Raw genomic sequence first — 18,814 nt, forward strand, 5'->3', positions numbered from 1 at the left:
CTCGCCCGGAGCCGAACCCGAGGAAGCGGCCGCATGAGAACAGCCGCTGACGAGTGGTGAGGCGGAGGGTGAGGGCCGAGGAACGAGGCAGCCGCTGACAGGCCCGCCTGTTTCCGCCGGAGGCGTCCCTCTTCCCGAGGGGCGCCTCTCGTGTTCCCGGACACCTTTGCGGGCCGTTGACCCGCCGGTGTTAGATGTCCGACGGCGGTCGCGGGTGACGTCGCGTCGTCGTCGGATGTTCACGTTCGAGCCCTGGCGCGCCACGCGCGCCGTCGTCGGGCACGACCATCCGCTGAGCGGACAGTGGTGGGACGAGCCGCCCGCGGTCTGGCAGGGTAGGAACGCTGACGATGGGACAACCCTCCCTTCTCCCGGGAGTTACACACCCGAGAGCCGGGCGTAACGTGCCGGCAACAATCAGTCACATGAAAGAAACCGCGGAACCATAGGTTCGGGTGGATCCGTGCACGGTCATGATCCGGACGGTGAAACTTCCGAACGTCATCCAGCGAGCCAAGGAGCGCAGATGTTCAGCAACGCCGAGGAGGCAATCGCCTTCACCCGCAACGAGGGGGTGGAGTTCGTCGACGTCCGGTTCATCGACCTGCCGGGCGTGATGCAGCACTTCAACATCCCCGTGGACCAGTTCAACGAGGACTCCTTCACGGACGGCCTCATGTTCGACGGTTCGTCGATCCGCGGGTTCCAGGCCATCCACGAGTCCGACATGAAGCTCGTGCCGGATGTCGCCACGGCGTTCGTGGACCCGTTCCGCAAGGCCAAGACGCTGGTCATGAACTTCTCGATCGTGGACCCGTTCACGAACGAGCCCTACGCCCGCGACCCGCGCAACATCGCGGCCAAGGCCGAGGCGTACCTGCGCTCCACGGGCATCGCCGACACCGTGTTCTTCGGTGCCGAAGCTGAGTTCTATGTCTTCGACGACGTGAAGTTCGGCACGTCGGCCTCCGAGGGCTTCTACCAGATCGACTCGGTCGAGGCCTGGTGGAACACCGGCCGCGACGAGGAGGGCGGCAACCTCGGGTACAAGACCCGCTACAAGGGCGGCTACTTCCCCACCTCGCCGAGCGACCGCCTGGCGGACCTCCGCGACGACATGGTCAAGACCCTCGGCCAGGTCGGACTCGCCGTCGAGCGGGCCCACCACGAGGTCGGCACCGCCGGTCAGCAGGAGATCAACTACCGGTTCAACACCCTGCTGCACGCCGCCGACGACCTGATGAAGTTCAAGTACGTCGTCAAGAACGTCGCGTTCGAGGCCGGCAAGTCGGCCACGTTCATGCCGAAGCCGCTCTTCGGCGACAACGGCTCCGGCATGCACTCGCACCAGTCCCTGTGGCTGGGCGGCGAGCCGCTGTTCTACGACGAGAAGGGCTACGGCGGCCTGTCCGACCTCGCCCGCTGGTACGTGGGCGGCATCCTGAAGCACGCGCCGTCGCTGCTGGCCTTCACGAACCCCTCGATGAACTCGTACCACCGCCTGGTGCCGGGCTTCGAGGCCCCCGTGAACCTGGTCTACTCGGCCCGCAACCGCTCCGCCGGCGTGCGCATCCCGATCACCGGTTCCTCGCCGAAGGCCAAGCGCATCGAGTTCCGCGCGCCGGACCCGTCGTCGAACCCGTACCTGGCGTTCTCCGCGATGCTGCTCGCCGGCCTCGACGGCATCAAGAACAAGATCGAGCCGCCGGCCCCGGTCGACAAGGACCTGTACGAGCTGCCCCCGGAGGAGCACGCGCTCATCCCGCAGGTGCCGACCTCGCTGCCGGCCGTGCTCGACTCGCTCGAGGCCGACCACGAGTACCTCACCGAGGGCGACGTCTTCTCCGAGGACCTCATCCAGACGTGGATCGACTACAAGCGCGAGAACGAGGTGGACCCGATCCGCCTGCGGCCGCACCCGCACGAGTTCGAGCTGTACTACGACATCTGAGTCGTAGCCTGACGAAGCGCCCGGTCAGCGAGCTGACCGGGCGCTTTGTCGTGTCACGCTTCGCGGGGCCAGGTCCAGGCGTAGCGCACGACGAGGGCGAGAAGAATGAGCTCCAGCACGATGCCGAGGCCGTAGAAGATCAGCCAGGACGCGCCGAGGATGTTGAACACCGTGACGGGGACGTAGAGCGCGGCCACGACGAGGTTCGTGATGCGGGCCGGCCGGGCGGGCAGCGTCGTCGACAGCACGATCATGAGGATCGGGACGGCCATCAGGGTCAGGGCGGTGGTCGAGAAGGTCTGGGAGAGGTCGAACTCGAAGACCCTGCCGTCGAGGATGTCCTCGACGATGCCGGGCGTGAAGAAGCCGAGAATGTCCACGTAGGCGTACAGGAACATGAAGCTCGTCCAGGTGGCGGCGAGCTTGATCCGGACCGGGATCGGCTGGTCGTCCAGGGTGGTGGTGCGGCGGGTGCTCATCATGGGCTCCGTTGTCGTGGTGGGATCGGCAGGTCCACGATCGCCGGGCCCGGCCGCGGCCGGATCCGCCCGGAGGCCGGGATTCTCCTGGCCGATGGAAGGGTCTCCGTCTCGTTCTTTCGGCTGGTACGCCGAGGCACGTCGATCCCTAGGCTGGGGTCGTGGTCACACTCCGGCGCTCCGTCTGGCACGAGCCACGGCCTGTCGGCGCCCCGCCCGTCGGCCGTCTCGACTGGTTGCTGGTCGGCGTGCTCGCGACCGCCGCCCTGGTCGAGGGCGTCATGCGGCCCGACCTGGCCTGGCGGCCCCTGGTGACGGTGCTCGCCCTGGCCCTGATGCCGGCCCTGCTCTGGCGCCGGGCCCGCCCCCTGACGGCCGTGCTGATCGGGTGGAGCCTCGCCGGGCTGCTCTCGATCCTGCAGCTGACCGCGCGCACCGGGGACCTCGGGCTCTACTCCATGACGGCCGTGCTGATCCTGCTCTACTCCCTGGTGCGCTGGGGCTCGGGGCGCGAGATCGTCCTGGGGACGGCGTTCGTGACCGTCGTCGTCGCGCTGGGCATGTATGCCGCCGCCACCGGGTGGGCCGACGTGTTCGGCGGGAGCGTCCTCCTGCTGCTGGTCGTCGCCCTCGCGGCGGTGTTCCGCTACCGCGCGGACCTCTGGCATCGCCAGCGGCGCGAGATCCGCAACGAGGAACGGGTGGCGCTCGCGCGCGAGCTGCACGACACCGTGGCCCACCACGTCTCGGCCATCGCGGTCCAGGCGCAGGCCGGTGGCGCGGTCGCGGGCGTCCAGCCGGAGAAGGCTGCCGAGGTCCTGGCCGCGATCGAGTCCGAGGCGTCGCGCACCCTGGCGGAGATGAGATCCATGGTGCGGGTGCTGCGTGAGGTGGAGGCAGTCGCCTACTCACCGCGACCGGGTGTCGCGGACCTGCCCGATCTGGCGCGCGCCGGGACGACGCCGGCCGTGGAGGTCTCCCTCGCCGGTTCGCTGAGCCGGCCGGCACCCGCCGTGGACGCCGCCCTCTACCGGCTGGCGCAGGAGTCGCTGACCAACGCGCTGCGGCACGCCCGGAACGCGACCCGCGTCAGGATCGACGTCCAGCGGGAGGGTGACACCGTCAGGTTGCGTGTCAGCGACGACGGGCAGACCGAGCCGGGGCCGGTCCCGGAGCCCGGGTTCGGCCTGCTGGGCATGGCCGAACGCGCCCGCCTCCTCGGCGGATCGTTCGCTGCGGGGCCCGCACCGGAGGGTGGCTGGGTGGTCGAGACAGTGCTTCCGGTGGGGACGCCGTCATGAGCATCCGTGTCGTCGTGGCCGACGACCAGGACCTGGTCCGGGCCGGCCTCGTGATGATCCTCGGCGTGCAACCCGACATCGAGGTCGTGGGCGAGGCGGCGGACGGCCTCGCCGCGCTCGACCTGGCGACCCGGCTGCGCCCCGACGTCCTCCTCGTCGACATCCGGATGCCCGGGCTCGACGGCGTCGAGGTGACCCGGCGCCTCGCCGGACCAGAGGTGGCGGACCCGATGGCCGTCGTCGTGATCACCACGTTCGACCTGGACGAGTACGTCCTCGGCGCCCTGCGCGCCGGCGCCCGCGGCTTCCTCCTGAAGGACGCCGGGCCGCAGCTCCTCGTGCAGGCCATCCACGCCACGGCCAACGGGGACGCGCTGATCGCTCCCAACGTCACCCGCCGGCTGCTTTCGGCCTTCGCCGGCCAGGCGCCGGCGGTACCGGTACAGCCCGTCGCCCCGCTCACCCAGCGCGAGGAGGAGGTGCTCGCGCTGGTCGCACGGGGCCGGACCAACACCGAGATCGCCACCGAGCTCTTCGTCGGCCTGAGCACGGTCAAGTCCCACGTCGCCTCGCTGATGACCAAGCTCGGCGCCCGCAACCGCGTCGAGATCGCGATGTGGGCCTACGACACCCGACGCGTGCGAGCCGACTAGCACCGCAGAGTCTTCGGCAGCCGACGCACTGGTGCGGCCGGTGGCTGTGGCAGCTGGCCTCCCAGCGGTCGACCCGATCACCCCCGCCGGCGGTCGAGCGTGGTGTCCCAGACCAGGTAGCCGCCAGGAACGCCGCGGGCGACGTAGGGTCGTCGGCTCATCCGGCCATCCTCACCACGGTCATGGCCGCACGGCGGTAGCGCCGGGCCTCCTCCGGAAGCTGGTCGACGGCGCCGTCGTCGGCTCGCGCCTGCGTGGTTGCAATGCGGAACAGCAGTGCCCTCGCGACCGCGGCAGCCGGGACGCCAAGAGCGGCCGCCAGCTCTTCGTCGGCGTCGTGCCATGTCAGGGCGTCGGCGACGACGACGCCCTCGGCGTACGACGGCGGCCGCCGGTAGAGCGACAGGTCGATCACGCCAGGCGGCTCGCCATCGGCCAACAGGACGTTGTTCGTCAGGTCGCAGTGGACCAGCTGCGGCTCGCCCAGATCCGCGAGCAAGGGCCGGAGCAGGGCGGCGCTCGCCTCAAGTTCCGGGTCGAGGAGCAGGTCTTCCTCGTTCCAGGCGTAGCGATCCGCGACTGCCCACCACGACGTGCCGCCCGTCGCGAAAGAGGGCGGCGCAAGGTCCGCGACAGCACGATGGAACGCCCGGCCCGCCTCGATGATCTCCCGCCAGCGCGGCCGGTTGCGGTGATCCGGCACGTTGCCGTCGATCCGGTACGACGCCGACCAGCCTCCCGTCTCCCATTGCCCGCTGCGGGTCCGGATCGGCATCGCGAGTCGGAATCCGCGCTGCCGGACCTTCGCGAGTTCCTCCCCGGACCATTCGGCCAGACCGTAGGTCTCGACAGCCTTGACCACCACGTCGTCGACCGCCCACGCGTTGCCCTGACCACCGTCGAGCCTGACCGGGCTTCCGTGCAGCCCCCACGATTCCAGGGCCCAGGCCGGCGGCTGCTCGCGCAGCGTGCGATCCATCTCGGCGAGCTTGCTCACGTCCATCCCCAGGGCCGTCTCGAGCCCGCTCCGGAGAGCGGCCAGCAGCTCCACGAGGTCGCGGCGGGCGCGAGCGTTGAACGTCATATGGTTCAGTCGCTGCGACGTCACGCAGAGACGCTCGTCGGAGACGAGATCGAGCAGCTCATCGATCTGGCGTACCGCCGTCAGCGCTCGCTCACTGCCGGAGCGCTCGACCCAACGCTCCACCTCCTGAGGGCTGGGATCGAACGCCTCGATCCCGCAGCACCCGGCCACGCAATAGGTCTCGCAGCGGCCGACCAGGTCATCCAGGGGCCGCGGGATCTGCATGTCGACGTTGTGCACGAGACGCAGGATGCCGCAGAAACGCCCTCTGCGACGACACCTTTCCTGGTACCCGACCAGCGGCCGCCGTCGGGCATGCTCCGTCACCTGGACGGAGTTGTCCAGGGCATGGTCCGCAACCTTGGGGGTGCTTCCCACAGGCCAAGCCCATTGCACTCGGTCTCGGGGAGTCGGTCAGCGGGCCGCGAGGTCCGTGAGTCCCGTGAAGCCGGTCGGGGAGCCCGTCACCACGCGGTTGCCCGGGTGGAGGCGGACGTCGGCGCGGTAGATCTCCGCGAGCTGGTCGGCGGCCTCGGCGTCGCCGGCGTCGGCCGCGAGCAGGAGGTGAGCGAGCTCGTCGGCGACGGCGTCGTACTCGTGCGGCGGCATGTCGGCGCCGCGGATGCCTGCCTCGGCGAACCGCTCCAGCGGGTCGCCGGCCAGGAGCGTTCGCGCCTGCTCCTGCAGGTCGAGCAGGGAGAGCATCGGGCCCCAGAGGTCCCACAGCAGCAGTTCGTCGCGGTGGCGGTGGGCCACCTCCAGCAGCACGTAGTCCCGTGCGAAGTCGCGGGGTGTGAGGACGACGCCGGCCGCTCCGGCCGGGGGCACGTTGACCGTGTCCTCCGCCAGTTGCCCGGAGCGCAGCGCGAGCCACGTCTCCGCCGCGGTGAGGAACGGCGACTCCGGCCCGATCGGCATGTCGTGCACGTCGAAGTCGAAGTCCGCCTGCGCGAGCTCCGGGTCGGACCGCACCCAGCGGCCGTCGTCGTACCGTTCGACGACGACGTGGTCCGACCACCTGCCCTCGTCGAAGTAGCCCGCGAACCCGATCCGGGTCCGCGCCGGGATGCCCTGCGTGCGCAGCACGCTCACGGTGAGCAGCGAGTGGTCGCGGCAGCAACCGGCGACCTTCTGCTCGACGGCCCGCGGGCCGTCGAGGGGTGCGCGCTTCTCGGCGGTGTCGAGAATCGCCGAGATCCGGCGCAGGTCCGGGTCGTTGCGCTGCTCGGGGGTGAGCTCAGCGCCGTCGGCCCGGTAGTGGACGATCGTGCCGCAGGCGAACTGGTGCAGGCTCTCGGGGCTGGTCGGAAGCTCGGCCAGGTAGGAGGCGTGGCGTCCGGGGTCGGAGTACGGGGTGTGGTCCGTGTAGTCGAACAGGGTGGGTGCAGGCACGTCGTCGTCCCTCTCCATCAGACGGTTGGTGGGGGCGATACTTCCCTATTCACACGTGTGAGAGTCAAGAAATCCGAACAAGATCAGCCGACCACCCACCAAGCAGCCGATTGAAGGCCAGGTCCAGTAGGTGCGGCGTCAGCCGGCACCCGCACCTGTCCGATCCGAACCACGCGGGCCCAGCCGGGCGGCGGCCGTCCTCACGCGCGGATAGCGACCTCACGCGGTCTCGAGGCGCCGAGCAGGAGCAGGATGCCTGCCGGTACCAGGAGGATCAGGGGCGACAGGCCGGAGGCGATCTCGCCGATGACCGCCCAGAGCATCAAGGCTGCTGTGATCAGGCGGGGCGGGGCCATCCCTCTCAGGCCGAGAGTCAGGAACATCGCACCGAGCAGCAGCAGCGGGAGGCCGAAGCTGTAGTGGGTGTACCACAGGGCACCCATCGCCGGGGTGAACGCCAGGTAGTTCTGGTTCACCGGCTCCCAGAGGACACCGCCGAGCCAGGCGGCGGCATGGGTCGGTGCGACCTGGATCAGGGCACCGACCGAGTGGCCGATGCCGCACAGGGTGACGATCGCTCCGCCCCAGATGACGAGGCGGTTCCCTGGAGTGTTCATGAGTTGCTCCCCTCGGTTCCGTCGGACCGGGACGCCGTACCGGTGGCCTCGAGGTCCGAGATCAGCCGCTCGCACAGGCGGACCTGCTCGCCCACCGGCAGGGGCGGCACGATGTGGCCGGAGCCGATGCCCACGAGGTAGATCATCGTTCCGGTCTGGTCGGCGAGCTCGGAGTCGGTGATGGCGCGGCACTGGCGCCGCAGGTACTCGACCCGCTGGGCGTCCACGCGTTCTATGCAGGCCCTCGCCAGGTCGTCGTGGCTCGCCCAGATGCGCACCCGCGGTTCGAGGTTCACGCTCGCCTCGTCCGCCACGGCTGCCTCGATGAGCGCCCGGAGCTTGCCGGCGCCGTCGTCGACCGGGAGCGCCTCGACGAGGTCGATGAACGCCTGGCTCTCGCGCTTCTCGAAGTGCTGCAGCAGATCCGCGCGATACCCGTGCAGACCCTTGAAGTGGTGGTAGAAGGAGCCCTTGGTCAGCCCGAGACGCCGGCTGAGCGCGTCGATGGTCACCCCGCTGATCCCGGTCTCGGCGAGCATCGCCAGACCTTCGTCGAGCCACCTCTCCTTCGATGCTGCCGGCATCGCGCTCACCTCCGGCCACGACCGTACCATACCTTACGGTATGGAAGAACTCCCCATGCCCCGGGCCCGGAACAGCCGCTACCATCGCGCCGTGAACCCGACTCCCGGCGTCCCGGCGCCCACCACCCCGGCTTTCTCCCCCGACGCCCACCGCCTGGACCTGGGGCGGACCGGACTGCTCGCGGTCGTGGTCGGGACCGTGCTGACCGGACTCCTGACCTGGGGCTGCCTGACCGTCGTCCTGGACCCGTCCCAGGGTGCGGCCCGGTGGGTCGGCGTGTTCTTCACGCTGCTGTTCGGCGGGTTGACCGTGCTGTTCCTCGTGGGAGCCCGGCGGGTGGCCGCGCCGCACGGCGTCGTCGTCGACCTCGAGGGGATCTGGTTCTGGCACGGCAAGGAGTGGGACCTGGTCCGCTGGACCGAGACCGCGCGAGCGGGCGTCTCGTTCGAGCTGCCGCCGAGCATGCCGTCGACCAGCGTCCAGGGCCACCTGACAGGCATCGCGACCGACAAGGCGATGGAACTGCTCAAGATGACGAACAAGCGGCGCACGGCGCTGGAGATCACCCCGGCGAGCGCCGGGCTGTTCGCCGCTCACCCGCGCCTGGCCCGCTACCGCAAGGCCGACCCGCAGCCGATCCAGGGCCTGCTCGCCGAGCGCTGGTACGTCCCGGCCGTGCCTGGCTACCACTCGTGGCGTGACCTCATGACCGCCGGCGAGCGCTTCGGCGGCCAGGTGTGGACCGGCTTCTTCCAGCGCCCGTGGGGCAGCATCGGCACCGGCTGGGTCCAGAAGCCCTGAGCCACGTCCGGCTGTCCCTGCTTCAGACCGAACTCCGGGCAGAGTTCCTCGGCCGGAGCGCCCGGAGGTATCGGCGGCGGTACATCCGCTGGGCGATCAGGATCGCCGGGAAGAGCGCACGCCACGGACCCCGACCGGCCCGCGTGAGGGACCGCAGCGTCAGGCTGACGTTCCCGGCGTCGTCCCGACTGACGACGAACGCTTCCTCACCCGAGACCGGGTGACCCTCCAGGGTGCCGTACGCGAACGCGACCCGATCGCGCGTGACGACGGTCGCGACGATCTCGACGGGCTCACGTAGACGCACGGGCCCGACGCGCGCGAGGAGCCAATAGCGTTCTCCTCGGCGAACGGCCTGGCCCTCCTCGAGATCCGGTTCGACGGCAAATCCGCTCCGCGTCTTGATACCCCACGAGAGAACCGCCGCAGAAGCATCGTCCCAGAGGTCGTTCCCGGAACCGAGCCGGACGGTCCGCTCGTACGCACGCCATCCCTCGGGCGATTGCCACAACTCGGCAGCGGGCGCCGTGGCACCCACGACCGCATAACTGATGTCGCGATCACTGAGGTCGTTCTCGGAGAGCAGCATCCGGTCATTCTCCCGGTCACCGACGGTGACTCCCGGCGTGTCCGGCCCCCCGACCCCAGTTACTGGATACTTGTTGGGTTGACCTGCGCGTTTGCACGACAAGCAGCCCTCACTCGCCGTAGAAGACCCGCTCCATCACCGATCGGGCCCTTCGGGCCGTGCGGAGGTACAGCTCCTCCAGCGCCGGACCGTTCCCCACATCGCCCAGCACGGCCGCCACTCCCGCCAGATCCCGGGACGACGACGGCAGGCGGTCCACCTGGGCGCCCGACGTCCGCCCCGACCACAGCACGATCGCGGACCGCAGCCGGGACGCGAGGAACCACGAGTCCCGCAGCACCGCGGCGTCGTCGGCCCGCATCAGCCCGGCCTCCGTCGCGGCGTCCAGCGCCGCCACCGTCCCCGTCGTCCGCAGCCCCGGCACCTCGAAGGCGTGCTGCAGCTGCAGCAGCTGCACCGTCCACTCGACGTCCGACACCCCGCCCCGCCCCAGCTTGAGGTGCCGCGCCGGATCCGCCCCGCGCGGCAGCCGCTCGGACTCCACGCGCGCCTTGATCCGCCGCACCTCGCGCACGACGTCGTCGGCCAGCCCGCCCTTCGGGTACCGCAGCGGGTCGATCAGCCCCGTGAACCGGTCCGCCAGCCACGCCTCCGGGCCCGTCGCGGACCCGGCCGGCGCCCACTTCCCCAGCGGCCGCGCGCGCAGCAGCGCCTGCGCCTCCCACGGCGAGGACCACCGCTCGTAGTACTCCTGGTAGGACGCGAAGGACCGCACGAGCGGCCCGCTGCGGCCCTCCGGCCGCAGGTCGGCGTCGACGGGCAGGGCGGGTTCGGGCCCGACGGCGGACAGCAGCCGCCGCAGTTCCCGCGCCACCTCCAGCGCGAAGTCCCCGGCCTCCCGCTCCTCGGCACCGGCGACGGGGTTGTACACGAACATCACGTCGGCGTCGGACCCGTATCCGATCTCCTGTCCGCCCAGCCGCCCCATGGCGACCACGACGATCAGCGCCGGCTCGTCCGCCCGCGCCGCGATCCCCCGCGACTCCCGCGCCCCCGCCCGCGCCACCCGCAGCGCGCCCCCGAGCACGACGTCCGCGGCGTCCGAGATCGCCCCTGCCGCCGCCACCGGCCCGAGCACGCCGAGCACCTCCCCCACGCCCGTCCGCGCCAGCTCCCGCCGGCGCAGCGCCCGCAACGTCTGCGCGGCGGGCTCGGGCTCCTCGGCCCGGCTCAGCACCGCGTCCATCTCACCCGCCAGCCGCTCGGCCCCGAGCGGTTCCAGCGCCTCGGGCTTGTCCAGCCACTTCACCGACTCCGGCGACCGCGCCAGCGCGTCCGCGAGGTAGGACGAGCTCGACAGCACCTGCGCCAGCCGCTCGGCCGCGACCGGCGAGTCCCGCAGCAACCGCAGGTACCAGTGGGTGGACCCCAGCACGTCCGAGACCTTCCGGAACGCCAGCAGCCCCGCGTCCGGGTCGGCGCCGTCGGCGAACCAGCCGAGCAGCACCGGCAGCAGCTGCCGCTGGATCGCCGCGCGCCGGGTCACCCCCTCGGTGAGCGCCTCGACGTGCCGCATCGCACCCGCCGGATCGCGGTACCCGATCGCCGCGAACCGCGCCACCGCGGCCTCCGGGGCGAGCGACAGCTCGTCCTCGCTCAGCCCCGCCGTCGCCGGCAGCAGCGGCCGGTAGAACACGGCCTCGTGCAGGTCGCGGACCTCGCGCCGGACCTGCTTCCAGCGCCAGGTCAGCTCCTCGGCACCCGGCATCCCGAGCCCGCGGGCGAGCCGCCGCAGGTCGGCGTCGTCGGTCGGCATGAGGTGCGTGCGCCGCATCCGGAACAGCTGGATCCGGTGCTCGAGCGCCCGCAGGAACGCGTAGCACTCGTGCATCCGCCCGGTCTCGGACCGCCCCACGTACCCGCCCGCCGCGAGTGCCGCCAGGGCGACGAGCGTGGTCGCGGACCGGATCGTGTCGTCGGTGCGCCCGTGCACGAGCTGCAGGAGCTGCACGGTGAACTCGACGTCGCGCAGCCCGCCGCGGCCGAGCTTGATCTGCCGCGACGCCTCCGCGACCGGCACATTGTCCTCGACGCGTTTGCGCATGGCGCGTGCGTCCTCGACGAAGTTGTCGCGCGACGCCGCCTGCCACACCATCGGGTGCAGGGCGGCGACGTACGCCTCGCCGAGCTTCCGGTCCCCGGCGACGGGCCGCGCCTTGAGCAGCGCCTGGAACTCCCAGGTCGACGCCCACCGCTCGTAGTAGGCGACGTGGCTGGCGAGCGTCCGCACGAGCGGCCCCTGCTTGCCCTCGGGCCGCAGCGCCGCGTCGACCTCCCACAGCTGCGGCTCGACCGACGTCCCGTGGCACACCCGCGCGAGCGCCGTGGCGAGCCGCGCGCCGACGCGCAGCGCGTCCTCCTCGGCGGCGGGCGCGCCGTCGTCCCCGGTCCCGGGTTCGACGACGTAGATGACGTCGACGTCGGAGATGTAGTTCAGCTCGCGCCCGCCGGTCTTGCCCATCCCGATCACGGCGAGCCGCGCGACCTCGTGCCCGGGCGTCTCGGCCCGCGCGACCGCGAGCGCGGCCTCGAGCGCCGCCCCGGCAAGGTCGGCGAGCGCCGCGGCGACCTCGGGCAGCACGGCGGTCGCGACGGGCGCGGTCACGTCGGTCGCCACGATCCGCAGCAGCCGCGCCCGGTAGGCGCGCCGCAGCAGGTCGGTGTACGACGGCGACGACGGGCGAGCGGAGGGTGAGAGCCGAGGAACGAGGCGCTCGCCCGCAGCGGAGCCCGAGGAGCCGTCGAATTGGGACGACGGCGACGACGGCGACGTCGCGGACTCCGGCGGACCCTCCGCGGCCTGCCCCGCCACCGGCAGGTCCGCCTCCGGGTCCGCGTCGACGGCCCGCAGCAGCTCCGCCCGGACCTCCTGGGGCGGCACCCGCGTCCCCGGCGTCAGGTCCGCCACGACGTCCAGCAGCTCCGACCGTCGCACCAGCTCGTCCCCGAGGGCCGACGACGCCCCGAGCACGCGCAGCAGCCGCCGCGCCGGCGACCCGGCCGCGCTCGCCCCCGTCTCGGTGCCGTCGGCGTCGTCGTCGTCCGGCGCGAACAGGATGTCCCGTAACCGTCCGGGGGACGCCGCCGCGAGGCGCGTGAGCTGCAGGAGCGCCAGGTCGGGGTCCGCGGTGTCGGCGAGGCGTGCCAGGAGTCCGGCGCCGTCGTCGGACAGCAGGACGGCCCTGCCGTCCCCGGGCCCGGGGACGGCAGGGACCTCGCCGTCTGCGCCCTCCCGGACGGCGACCAGGCCGGGGTCCTCCCAGAGCGAGGCCGACCTGGTGAGGTCGGCGAAGCCCGCCCTGATGAGGTGGGTGGTCAGCGTCTGCGGGCGGCGGCTCTGCACGTATGCGACCCTACGAGATTCACAGCACCTGCAGGAAGCGTTCCAGCTCGAACGGTGTCACCTGTGCGCTGTAGGCGTCCCACTCCTGGCGCTTGTTGCTCAGGACGTACTGGAACACGTGCTCCCCGAGGGTCTCGGCCACGAGCTCGGACCGCTCCATGGCCTCGATCGCCTCGGACAGGTTGCGCGGCAGCGGCTTGATCCCCAGCGAGCGCCGCTCGGCCGACGTGAGGTCCCAGACCGCGTCCTCCGTGTGCTCGATGAGGTCGTAGCCCTCCTCGATGCCCTTCATCCCCGCGGCGAGCAGCACCGCGAAGGCGAGGTACGGGTTGGTGGCGGAGTCGAGCGCACGGTACTCCGCGCGCGACGAGTTGCCCTTGCCCGGCTTGTACATCGGCACGCGCACCAGTGCGGACCGGTTGTTGTGACCCCAGGAGATGTACGACGGCGCCTCCTGGCCGCCCCACAGCCGCTTGTACGAGTTGACGTGCTGGTTCGTGATCGCGGTGATCTCGCCCGCGTGGACGAGCAGACCCGAGATGAACTGGCGCGCGGTCTTGGACAGGTCGAACTGGCCGCCCGGCTCGTGGAACGCGTTGCGGTCGTCCTCGAACAGGGACATGTGCGTGTGCATGCCGCTGCCGGGGTAGTCCGCCATCGGCTTGGGCATGAAGGACGCGAACACGCCCTGTTCGAGCGCCACCTCCTTGACCACGGTGCGGAACGTCATGAGGTTGTCCGCGGTGGTCAGGGCGTCGGCGAACCGCAGGTCGATCTCGTTCTGCCCGGGGCCCGCCTCGTGGTGGGAGAACTCCACGGAGATGCCCATGGACTCCAGCATCGTGATCGCGGCACGCCGGAAGTCGTGCGTCGATCCGCGCGCCAGGTGGTCGAAGTAGCCGCCGTGGTCCACGGGGACCAGCGGGTCGCCCGGGTTCTTGGGCTGGTTGAACAGATAGAACTCCACCTCGGGGTGGGTGTAGAAGGTGAAGCCCTCCTCGCCCGCCCTGGCGAGCTGGCGCTTGAGCACGTTGCGGGAGTCCGCCAGCGACGGCTCGCCGTCCGGCGTCAGGATGTCGCAGAACATGCGGGCGGTCCCGTGCCGCTCGCCGCGCCACGGCAGCACCTGGAACGTGGTCGGATCGGGGCGGGCCACCATGTCCGCCTCGTAGACACGGGTGAGGCCCTCGATGGCCGACCCGTCGAACCCGATGCCCTCGCTGAAGGCCGACTCCAGCTCGGCAGGGGCCACCGCCACCGACTTCAGCACGCCGAGGACGTCCGTGAACCACAACCGGATGAACCGGATGTCACGCTCCTCGACCGTGCGAAGCACGAATTCTTGCTGCCTGTCCATGGGGCCAATCTTGCCTCATCAGTGTTACTGGTGCGTGTACGGTCAAGGCATGTCCGCCCACACCCAGCCGACACCCTCATCGGCCAAGAAGGTCCGCGTGCATCATCTGGCCGCCGCGAAGCAGCGCGGCGAGAAGATCACCATGCTCACGGCGTACGACGCCGTCACCGCCACCCTGCTCGACGCCGCCGGCGTGGACATGTTCCTGGTGGGTGACTCCATCGGCAACGTCATGCACGGTCACACCACGACGCTGCCGGTCACGGTCGACGACATGATCCCCCCGGCCCGCGCCGTCGCGCGCGCGACGCAGCGCGCGCTGGTCGTGGTGGACCTGCCGTTCGGGTCGTACGAGGCCGGGCCCGAGCAGGCCCTGGCGACCGGCGTGCGGATGATGAAGGAGACCGGGGTCCAGGCGGTCAAGCTGGAGGGCGGCGTCCGGGTGGCGCCGCAGATCCGCGCGCTGAGCGACGCCGGCATCCCCGTCGTCGGGCACCTGGGGTTCACGCCGCAGTCCGAGCACGCGCTCGGCGGCCACCGCGTGCAGGGCCGCGGCGACGAGGCCGCCGAGGCGCTCGCCGACGACGCGCTCGCGGTCCAGGAGGCGGGCGCCGTCGCCGTCGTCCTGGAGATGGTGCCGGTCGACGTCGCCGAGCGGATCACCGAGATCCTGCGCATCCCCACGATCGGTATCGGCGCCGGGGCACGGTGCGACGGCCAGGTCCTGGTGTGGACCGACATGGCCGGCATGACCGAGTGGGCGCCGAGGTTCGCCAAGCGCTACGCCGAGCTCGGCCGCGCCCTCACGGCCGCAGCCACGGAGTACGTCGAGGACGTCAAGAAGGGCACCTTCCCCGACGCCGACCACTCCTTCCTGGAGTAGGCCGGGCCGGATCTTCCTGGAGCGGGCCGGGCCCGGTCCGGCCCGGCCGCCCTCGGCACTACTTCGTGCCACCCCATTCGGCGTCGTCGTCCTCCCAGTCCTCGTTGCGCGACTTCGCGCGCGTGAGAGCCTGCTCGGCCTCCGCGCGCGTCGCGTACGGGCCCAGGAGGTGCGTCCACGAGGACTGGTGCCCCGTCTCGACTTCGCCGGTCCTCGTGTTGTACCAGTACTGATCCGCTGCGCTCATGAGACGATCCTGACAGAACGAGACACGGATCGAGTGGAGCGGCACCGGAGTCATGGACACAAGGATCGCGTTCGGGATCGACGTCGGCGGATCGGGCATCAAGGGGGCCCCCGTCGACCTGGACCGCGGCGAGTTCGCGCAGGAGCGCACCCGCATCCCCACCCCGGCACCGTCGACGCCGGAGGCGGTCGCCGAGGTGCTCGCGGAGCTGGTCGACACCTATGACCTGCCCGCCGGGTGCCCGGTCGGCATCGCGTTCCCCGCGCCCATCCAGCACGGCGTGGTGCGCAGCATCGCCAACCTCGACTCCTCCTGGACCGGCGTCGACCTGCCCGCGCTCGTGCAGCGCTTCACGGGACGGCACGTCGTCGCCGTGAACGACGCCGACGCCGCCGGGCTCGCGGAACTGCGCTACGGCGCCGCCCGCGACGCCGAGGGCGTCGTCCTCGTGAGCACCCTCGGGACCGGCATCGGGTCCGCGCTGTTCACCGACGGCGTCCTCGTGCCCAACACGGAACTCGGGCACCTCGAGATCGACGGGTACGACGCCGAGAAGCGCGCCGCCGACTCCGCCCGCGAGAACGAGGACCTCAGCTGGGAGGAATGGGCCGAACGGCTGCAGCGCTACTTCGGCGTGGTCGAGGACCTGCTCTCCCCCGACCTGATCGTCGTCGGCGGCGGGGTGAGCAAGAAGCACGACAAGTTCCTGCCCCACCTGCACCTGCGCGCACCCGCCGTGCCCGCCCAGCTGCGCAACGCGGCCGGGATCGTGGGCGCTGCGGCGCTCGCCGCCGACGCCGCTACGCCGTAGCGACCCTCTCCAGCGCCGTGGCGTCACGGAACATCGCGTCGACGCCGAGCATCTCGAGCACGATGCGCACGGCCCTGGACGGTTCCGCGAGACTGACGCAGATCCCGTCCTCCGAGCCGAACATGCGCAATTGCGCCAGGAATGTCGCCCCGGTGGAGTCCATGAACGTCACGTCGGAAGTATCGACGACGACCGGCCGGCTGCGTTCCAGGACTTGCTGCAGTGCGGCACCGGTCTCGCCACGCATGGCGATATCGATCTCACCCGACATCTTGATAACGGTGGAATCGGGATTTTCCTCGACGAGGATCGACCCGACCCCGAGAGTCTGGTTCTGATTGTTCACTTGCTATCGCCCCTGTTCACGCGCATGCCGGAGTTTCACCGGCTTCCGTGGCCGACCGACCCCCCGGCCGACCCTGGATGTCGCCACCTCCGCGTAGCGATACGCGGAATCCTACGCCGCGGACGAGTCCAGCGGAACAGGTGAAGACAATTTTCTTTCGCTATTTGCAGGGTATTGCTTGAGTCATCAGTAATGAGAGCGCATCCACGGTCGAAACGTCCTACTGATCGCTCGATCGCTTCGTTCCGGATGTCTCCTTCTCCCAGGCGTCGAGCTGCATTGTCAGCGCCTTGGCCAGCTCGAACACCTGCTGCGGCGGGATGCGCACGCGCGAGGCGACCCGGCCGGGCACGACGACGCTCCGCACCTCGCCCGTGTCCGGGTCCGTCTGCGGGGTGGGCGGCTGCTTGACCGCGATGAAGTCGAGCACGAACGAGGTCGGCGTGTGCCACACCGAGGCGAAGTCGGCGGGGATGCCGATCTCCAGGTCCTCCGGCACGTCGATCTGGAACTCCTGCGGTTTGTCGTCGGACACGTCGACTCCCTCGGAACGATGCGGATGGCGGCCGGCGACACGCGGCGACGCGAGTACCCGGGGACCCGACGCTAACGTGCCGACAGGTCACCACGCCATACCGCCCCGATGCCGCACCGCCGGGCGCCGCGCCCGCCCCTGCCGCGGGGCATCGCGGCTCGCATCGCCTAATCGGTTAGCCTGGCGCCCGGCGTCTCGACGCGACCTGCCCGCCCGATTACTCTCACGGGGTCGGCGGCGCAGGGCAGCCGCACCCACACCTGTGCCGATGACGAGGTACCCATTGCTCACCCCGGAACGTGTCAGAACCGCCCCTCGCCACCTCCGCGCGATCGCCGGTGCCGCCGCCGTGCCCGCCGTCGTCACGCTCCTGGTCACCTCCGCGTACGTCGTCTACTCCCTGTGGCAGTGGCGCACCTTCACGGTCAAGTCCTGGGACCTGGGCATCTTCACCCAGATGTACCAGGGTTACGCGTCGGGCGGCGTGCCGATCGTGGCGATCAAGGGACAGGACTTCAACCTCCTCGGCGACCACTTCCACCCGCTGCTGGCCGTGTTCACCCCGGTGTACGCGCTCTTCCCGAGCGCGCTGACCCTGCTCGTCGTCCAGGGCGCCTGCTTCGGGATCGCCGGCGGGATCGTCGCCTGGGCGGCGCACCGCCTGATCGGGCCGGTCTCCGGGACCCTGATCGGCCTGGCCTGCGGGCTCAGCTGGGGCCTGCAGTACGCGGTCGACGCGCAGTTCCACGAGATCGCCCTCGCCGTGCCGCTGCTGGCGGGCTCGCTCGCCGCGGTCGTCACCCGGCACTGGCGCTGGGCGTGCGGCATCGCGGCGTTCCTGCCCTTCGTCAAGGAGGACCAGGGGCTGACGGTGGCCGGGATCGGCGTCGTCCTCGTGCTGCTGCGGCAGCGGCGCCTCGGGATCGCGCTCACGCTCTGGGGCCTGCTGTGGTTCGCGCTGGCCGTGTTCGTCGTGCTGCCGTGGCTCAACCCGGAGGAGGCGTGGGAGTACGGCAAGTACCTCACGGGCGGCGACGACGCCCCGGACCCGGCGCCCGGCCCGCCGTTCAACCTGTTCGCGCCGCAGAAGGCGCTGACCATGACCCTCCTGGCGGTGGCCACCGCCGGGATGATGTTCCGCTCCCCCGTCGCCCTGGTGCTCCTGCCGACGCTCGCGTGGCGCTTCGTGTCCACCAACGAGTCGTACTGGGCGCCGGACTGGCACTACAGCGCGGTGCTCATGCCCGTGGCCTTCATGGCCGCCGTCGACGGCATCGCACGCGCCCGCGCGGCGTCGTCGTCGGACTGGGAACGCTGGTGGGCACGCCTGGCGCCCGTGGCGATCGGCGTCGCCTGCGTCGCGATCGCCTTCCTCAAACCGCTGCCGCTGACCCAGGTCAAGGAGCCGGGGCTGCTCACGCCGGACCCGCGGGCCGCGGCCGTCGAGGACGTGCTGGGCCGGATTCCCGACGACGCGACGGTGCTCTCGGACCTGTCCCTGATGAACTACGCGGTCGGCGACCACGAGCTGTACTGGATCGGCACCGCGAACCCCGTCCCGGACTACGTCCTGGCGGGGCCCACCAGCACCGGGCCGAACCAGGGCTGGCTCACCGCGGTCGACATGGCCGTCGCGCTGCACCCGGGGGTCGCCTTCGAGCTCGTCGTCGAACGTGACGGCTACAGCCTGGCGCGGCGCACGGGGGACGACGTCGTCGAGGTCACCCCCGAGCCCGTGCCGCCGGAGGCGCCGCCGGCGAACGGGCACTGAGCCCGGCGG

At 71.0% G+C, this 18,814-nt stretch carries 18 protein-coding genes; 7 read left to right on the top strand and 11 right to left on the bottom strand.

The window, feature by feature from the left end:
* The first annotated feature begins 526 nt into the window (after positions 1–526).
* Positions 527–1,951: a type I glutamate--ammonia ligase gene (gene glnA / locus ABD208_RS13340; protein ID WP_344103627.1), complete on the top strand. Its 1,425-nt coding sequence runs from the start codon at positions 527–529 to the stop codon at positions 1,949–1,951.
* A gap of 53 nt (positions 1,952–2,004) precedes the next feature.
* On the opposite strand, the gene ABD208_RS13345 is transcribed toward glnA (ABD208_RS13340), so the two are convergent.
* Positions 2,005–2,430, bottom strand: coding sequence for a DUF6326 family protein (locus tag ABD208_RS13345; RefSeq protein ID WP_344103629.1), 426 nt, complete (start codon positions 2,428–2,430; stop codon positions 2,005–2,007).
* Between the two features lie 161 nt (positions 2,431–2,591).
* Here ABD208_RS13345 and ABD208_RS13350 point away from each other — a divergent pair, with 161 nt between their 5' ends.
* Both ABD208_RS13350 and ABD208_RS13355 read left to right on the top strand, forming a co-directional pair.
* On the top strand, positions 2,592–3,731 hold the full coding sequence (locus tag ABD208_RS13350; RefSeq protein WP_344103631.1) for a sensor histidine kinase: 1,140 nt from the start codon (positions 2,592–2,594) through the stop codon (positions 3,729–3,731).
* Positions 3,728–4,384, top strand: coding sequence for a response regulator (locus ABD208_RS13355; RefSeq protein WP_344103633.1), 657 nt, complete (start codon positions 3,728–3,730; stop codon positions 4,382–4,384). Before ABD208_RS13350 ends, ABD208_RS13355 begins: the two co-directional genes overlap by 4 nt.
* Positions 4,385–4,541: 157 nt before the next feature.
* Here ABD208_RS13355 and ABD208_RS13360 read toward each other — a convergent pair whose 3' ends face one another.
* The 4 genes from ABD208_RS13360 to ABD208_RS13375 form a co-directional block, all read right to left on the bottom strand.
* Positions 4,542–5,708 (bottom strand): DUF6331 family protein, encoded by a 1,167-nt coding sequence (locus tag ABD208_RS13360; RefSeq protein WP_344103635.1) that lies wholly within the window; start codon positions 5,706–5,708, stop codon positions 4,542–4,544.
* 174 nt (positions 5,709–5,882) lie between these two features.
* The gene (locus ABD208_RS13365; protein ID WP_344103638.1) at positions 5,883–6,860 is read right to left on the bottom strand and encodes a transglutaminase-like domain-containing protein; all 978 of its coding nucleotides are present in this window, start codon (positions 6,858–6,860) and stop codon (positions 5,883–5,885) included.
* Positions 6,861–7,060: 200 nt separating this feature from the next.
* Positions 7,061–7,477, bottom strand: coding sequence for a DUF6463 family protein (locus ABD208_RS13370; RefSeq protein WP_344103640.1), 417 nt, complete (start codon positions 7,475–7,477; stop codon positions 7,061–7,063).
* The gene (locus ABD208_RS13375) at positions 7,474–8,061 is read right to left on the bottom strand and encodes a TetR/AcrR family transcriptional regulator (protein ID WP_344103642.1); all 588 of its coding nucleotides are present in this window, start codon (positions 8,059–8,061) and stop codon (positions 7,474–7,476) included. Before ABD208_RS13375 ends, ABD208_RS13370 begins: the two co-directional genes overlap by 4 nt.
* A 91-nt stretch (positions 8,062–8,152) precedes the next feature.
* Between ABD208_RS13375 and ABD208_RS13380 the strand changes: the two genes are divergently transcribed.
* On the top strand, positions 8,153–8,863 hold the full coding sequence (locus ABD208_RS13380; protein WP_344103645.1) for a hypothetical protein: 711 nt from the start codon (positions 8,153–8,155) through the stop codon (positions 8,861–8,863).
* Between the two features lie 22 nt (positions 8,864–8,885).
* Here the strand turns inward: ABD208_RS13380 and ABD208_RS13385 are convergent, their stop codons facing one another.
* From ABD208_RS13385 to glnA (ABD208_RS13395), 3 genes are all read right to left on the bottom strand, one after another.
* Positions 8,886–9,452, bottom strand: coding sequence for a DUF1990 domain-containing protein (locus tag ABD208_RS13385; RefSeq protein WP_344103648.1), 567 nt, complete (start codon positions 9,450–9,452; stop codon positions 8,886–8,888).
* 109 nt (positions 9,453–9,561) lie between these two features.
* Complete coding sequence (locus ABD208_RS13390) at positions 9,562–12,855, bottom strand: bifunctional [glutamine synthetase] adenylyltransferase/[glutamine synthetase]-adenylyl-L-tyrosine phosphorylase (RefSeq protein WP_344103650.1); 3,294 nt, start codon at positions 12,853–12,855, stop codon at positions 9,562–9,564.
* Between the two features lie 19 nt (positions 12,856–12,874).
* Positions 12,875–14,212: a type I glutamate--ammonia ligase gene (gene glnA / locus ABD208_RS13395; RefSeq protein ID WP_344103652.1), complete on the bottom strand. Its 1,338-nt coding sequence runs from the start codon at positions 14,210–14,212 to the stop codon at positions 12,875–12,877.
* Positions 14,213–14,261: 49 nt separating this feature from the next.
* On the opposite strand from glnA (ABD208_RS13395), the gene panB reads away from it, so the two are divergent.
* Positions 14,262–15,095, top strand: a complete 834-nt coding sequence (gene panB, locus ABD208_RS13400) for a 3-methyl-2-oxobutanoate hydroxymethyltransferase (protein WP_344103654.1) — start codon at positions 14,262–14,264, stop codon at positions 15,093–15,095.
* 58 nt (positions 15,096–15,153) lie between these two features.
* Here the strand turns inward: panB and ABD208_RS13405 are convergent, their stop codons facing one another.
* Positions 15,154–15,342, bottom strand: coding sequence for an SPOR domain-containing protein (locus ABD208_RS13405; RefSeq protein WP_344103657.1), 189 nt, complete (start codon positions 15,340–15,342; stop codon positions 15,154–15,156).
* A gap of 52 nt (positions 15,343–15,394) precedes the next feature.
* On the opposite strand from ABD208_RS13405, the gene ppgK reads away from it, so the two are divergent.
* Positions 15,395–16,153 (top strand): polyphosphate--glucose phosphotransferase, encoded by a 759-nt coding sequence (ppgK, locus tag ABD208_RS13410; RefSeq protein WP_344103659.1) that lies wholly within the window; start codon positions 15,395–15,397, stop codon positions 16,151–16,153.
* Here the strand turns inward: ppgK and ABD208_RS13415 are convergent.
* Complete coding sequence (locus tag ABD208_RS13415; RefSeq protein WP_344103662.1) at positions 16,143–16,499, bottom strand: STAS domain-containing protein; 357 nt, start codon at positions 16,497–16,499, stop codon at positions 16,143–16,145. The genes ppgK and ABD208_RS13415 overlap by 11 nt on opposite strands.
* 220 nt (positions 16,500–16,719) lie before the next feature.
* Positions 16,720–17,034, bottom strand: a complete 315-nt coding sequence (locus ABD208_RS13420) for a DUF3467 domain-containing protein (RefSeq protein ID WP_344103665.1) — start codon at positions 17,032–17,034, stop codon at positions 16,720–16,722.
* 268 nt (positions 17,035–17,302) lie between these two features.
* Here ABD208_RS13420 and ABD208_RS13425 point away from each other — a divergent pair, with 268 nt between their 5' ends.
* The gene (locus ABD208_RS13425) at positions 17,303–18,805 is read left to right on the top strand and encodes a DUF2079 domain-containing protein (RefSeq protein WP_344103667.1); all 1,503 of its coding nucleotides are present in this window, start codon (positions 17,303–17,305) and stop codon (positions 18,803–18,805) included.
* The last annotated feature ends 9 nt before the right edge of the window (positions 18,806–18,814 follow it).

It is taken from the genome of Myceligenerans crystallogenes, assembly GCF_039529775.1.
Taxonomy (GTDB): domain Bacteria; phylum Actinomycetota; class Actinomycetes; order Actinomycetales; family Cellulomonadaceae; genus Myceligenerans; species Myceligenerans crystallogenes.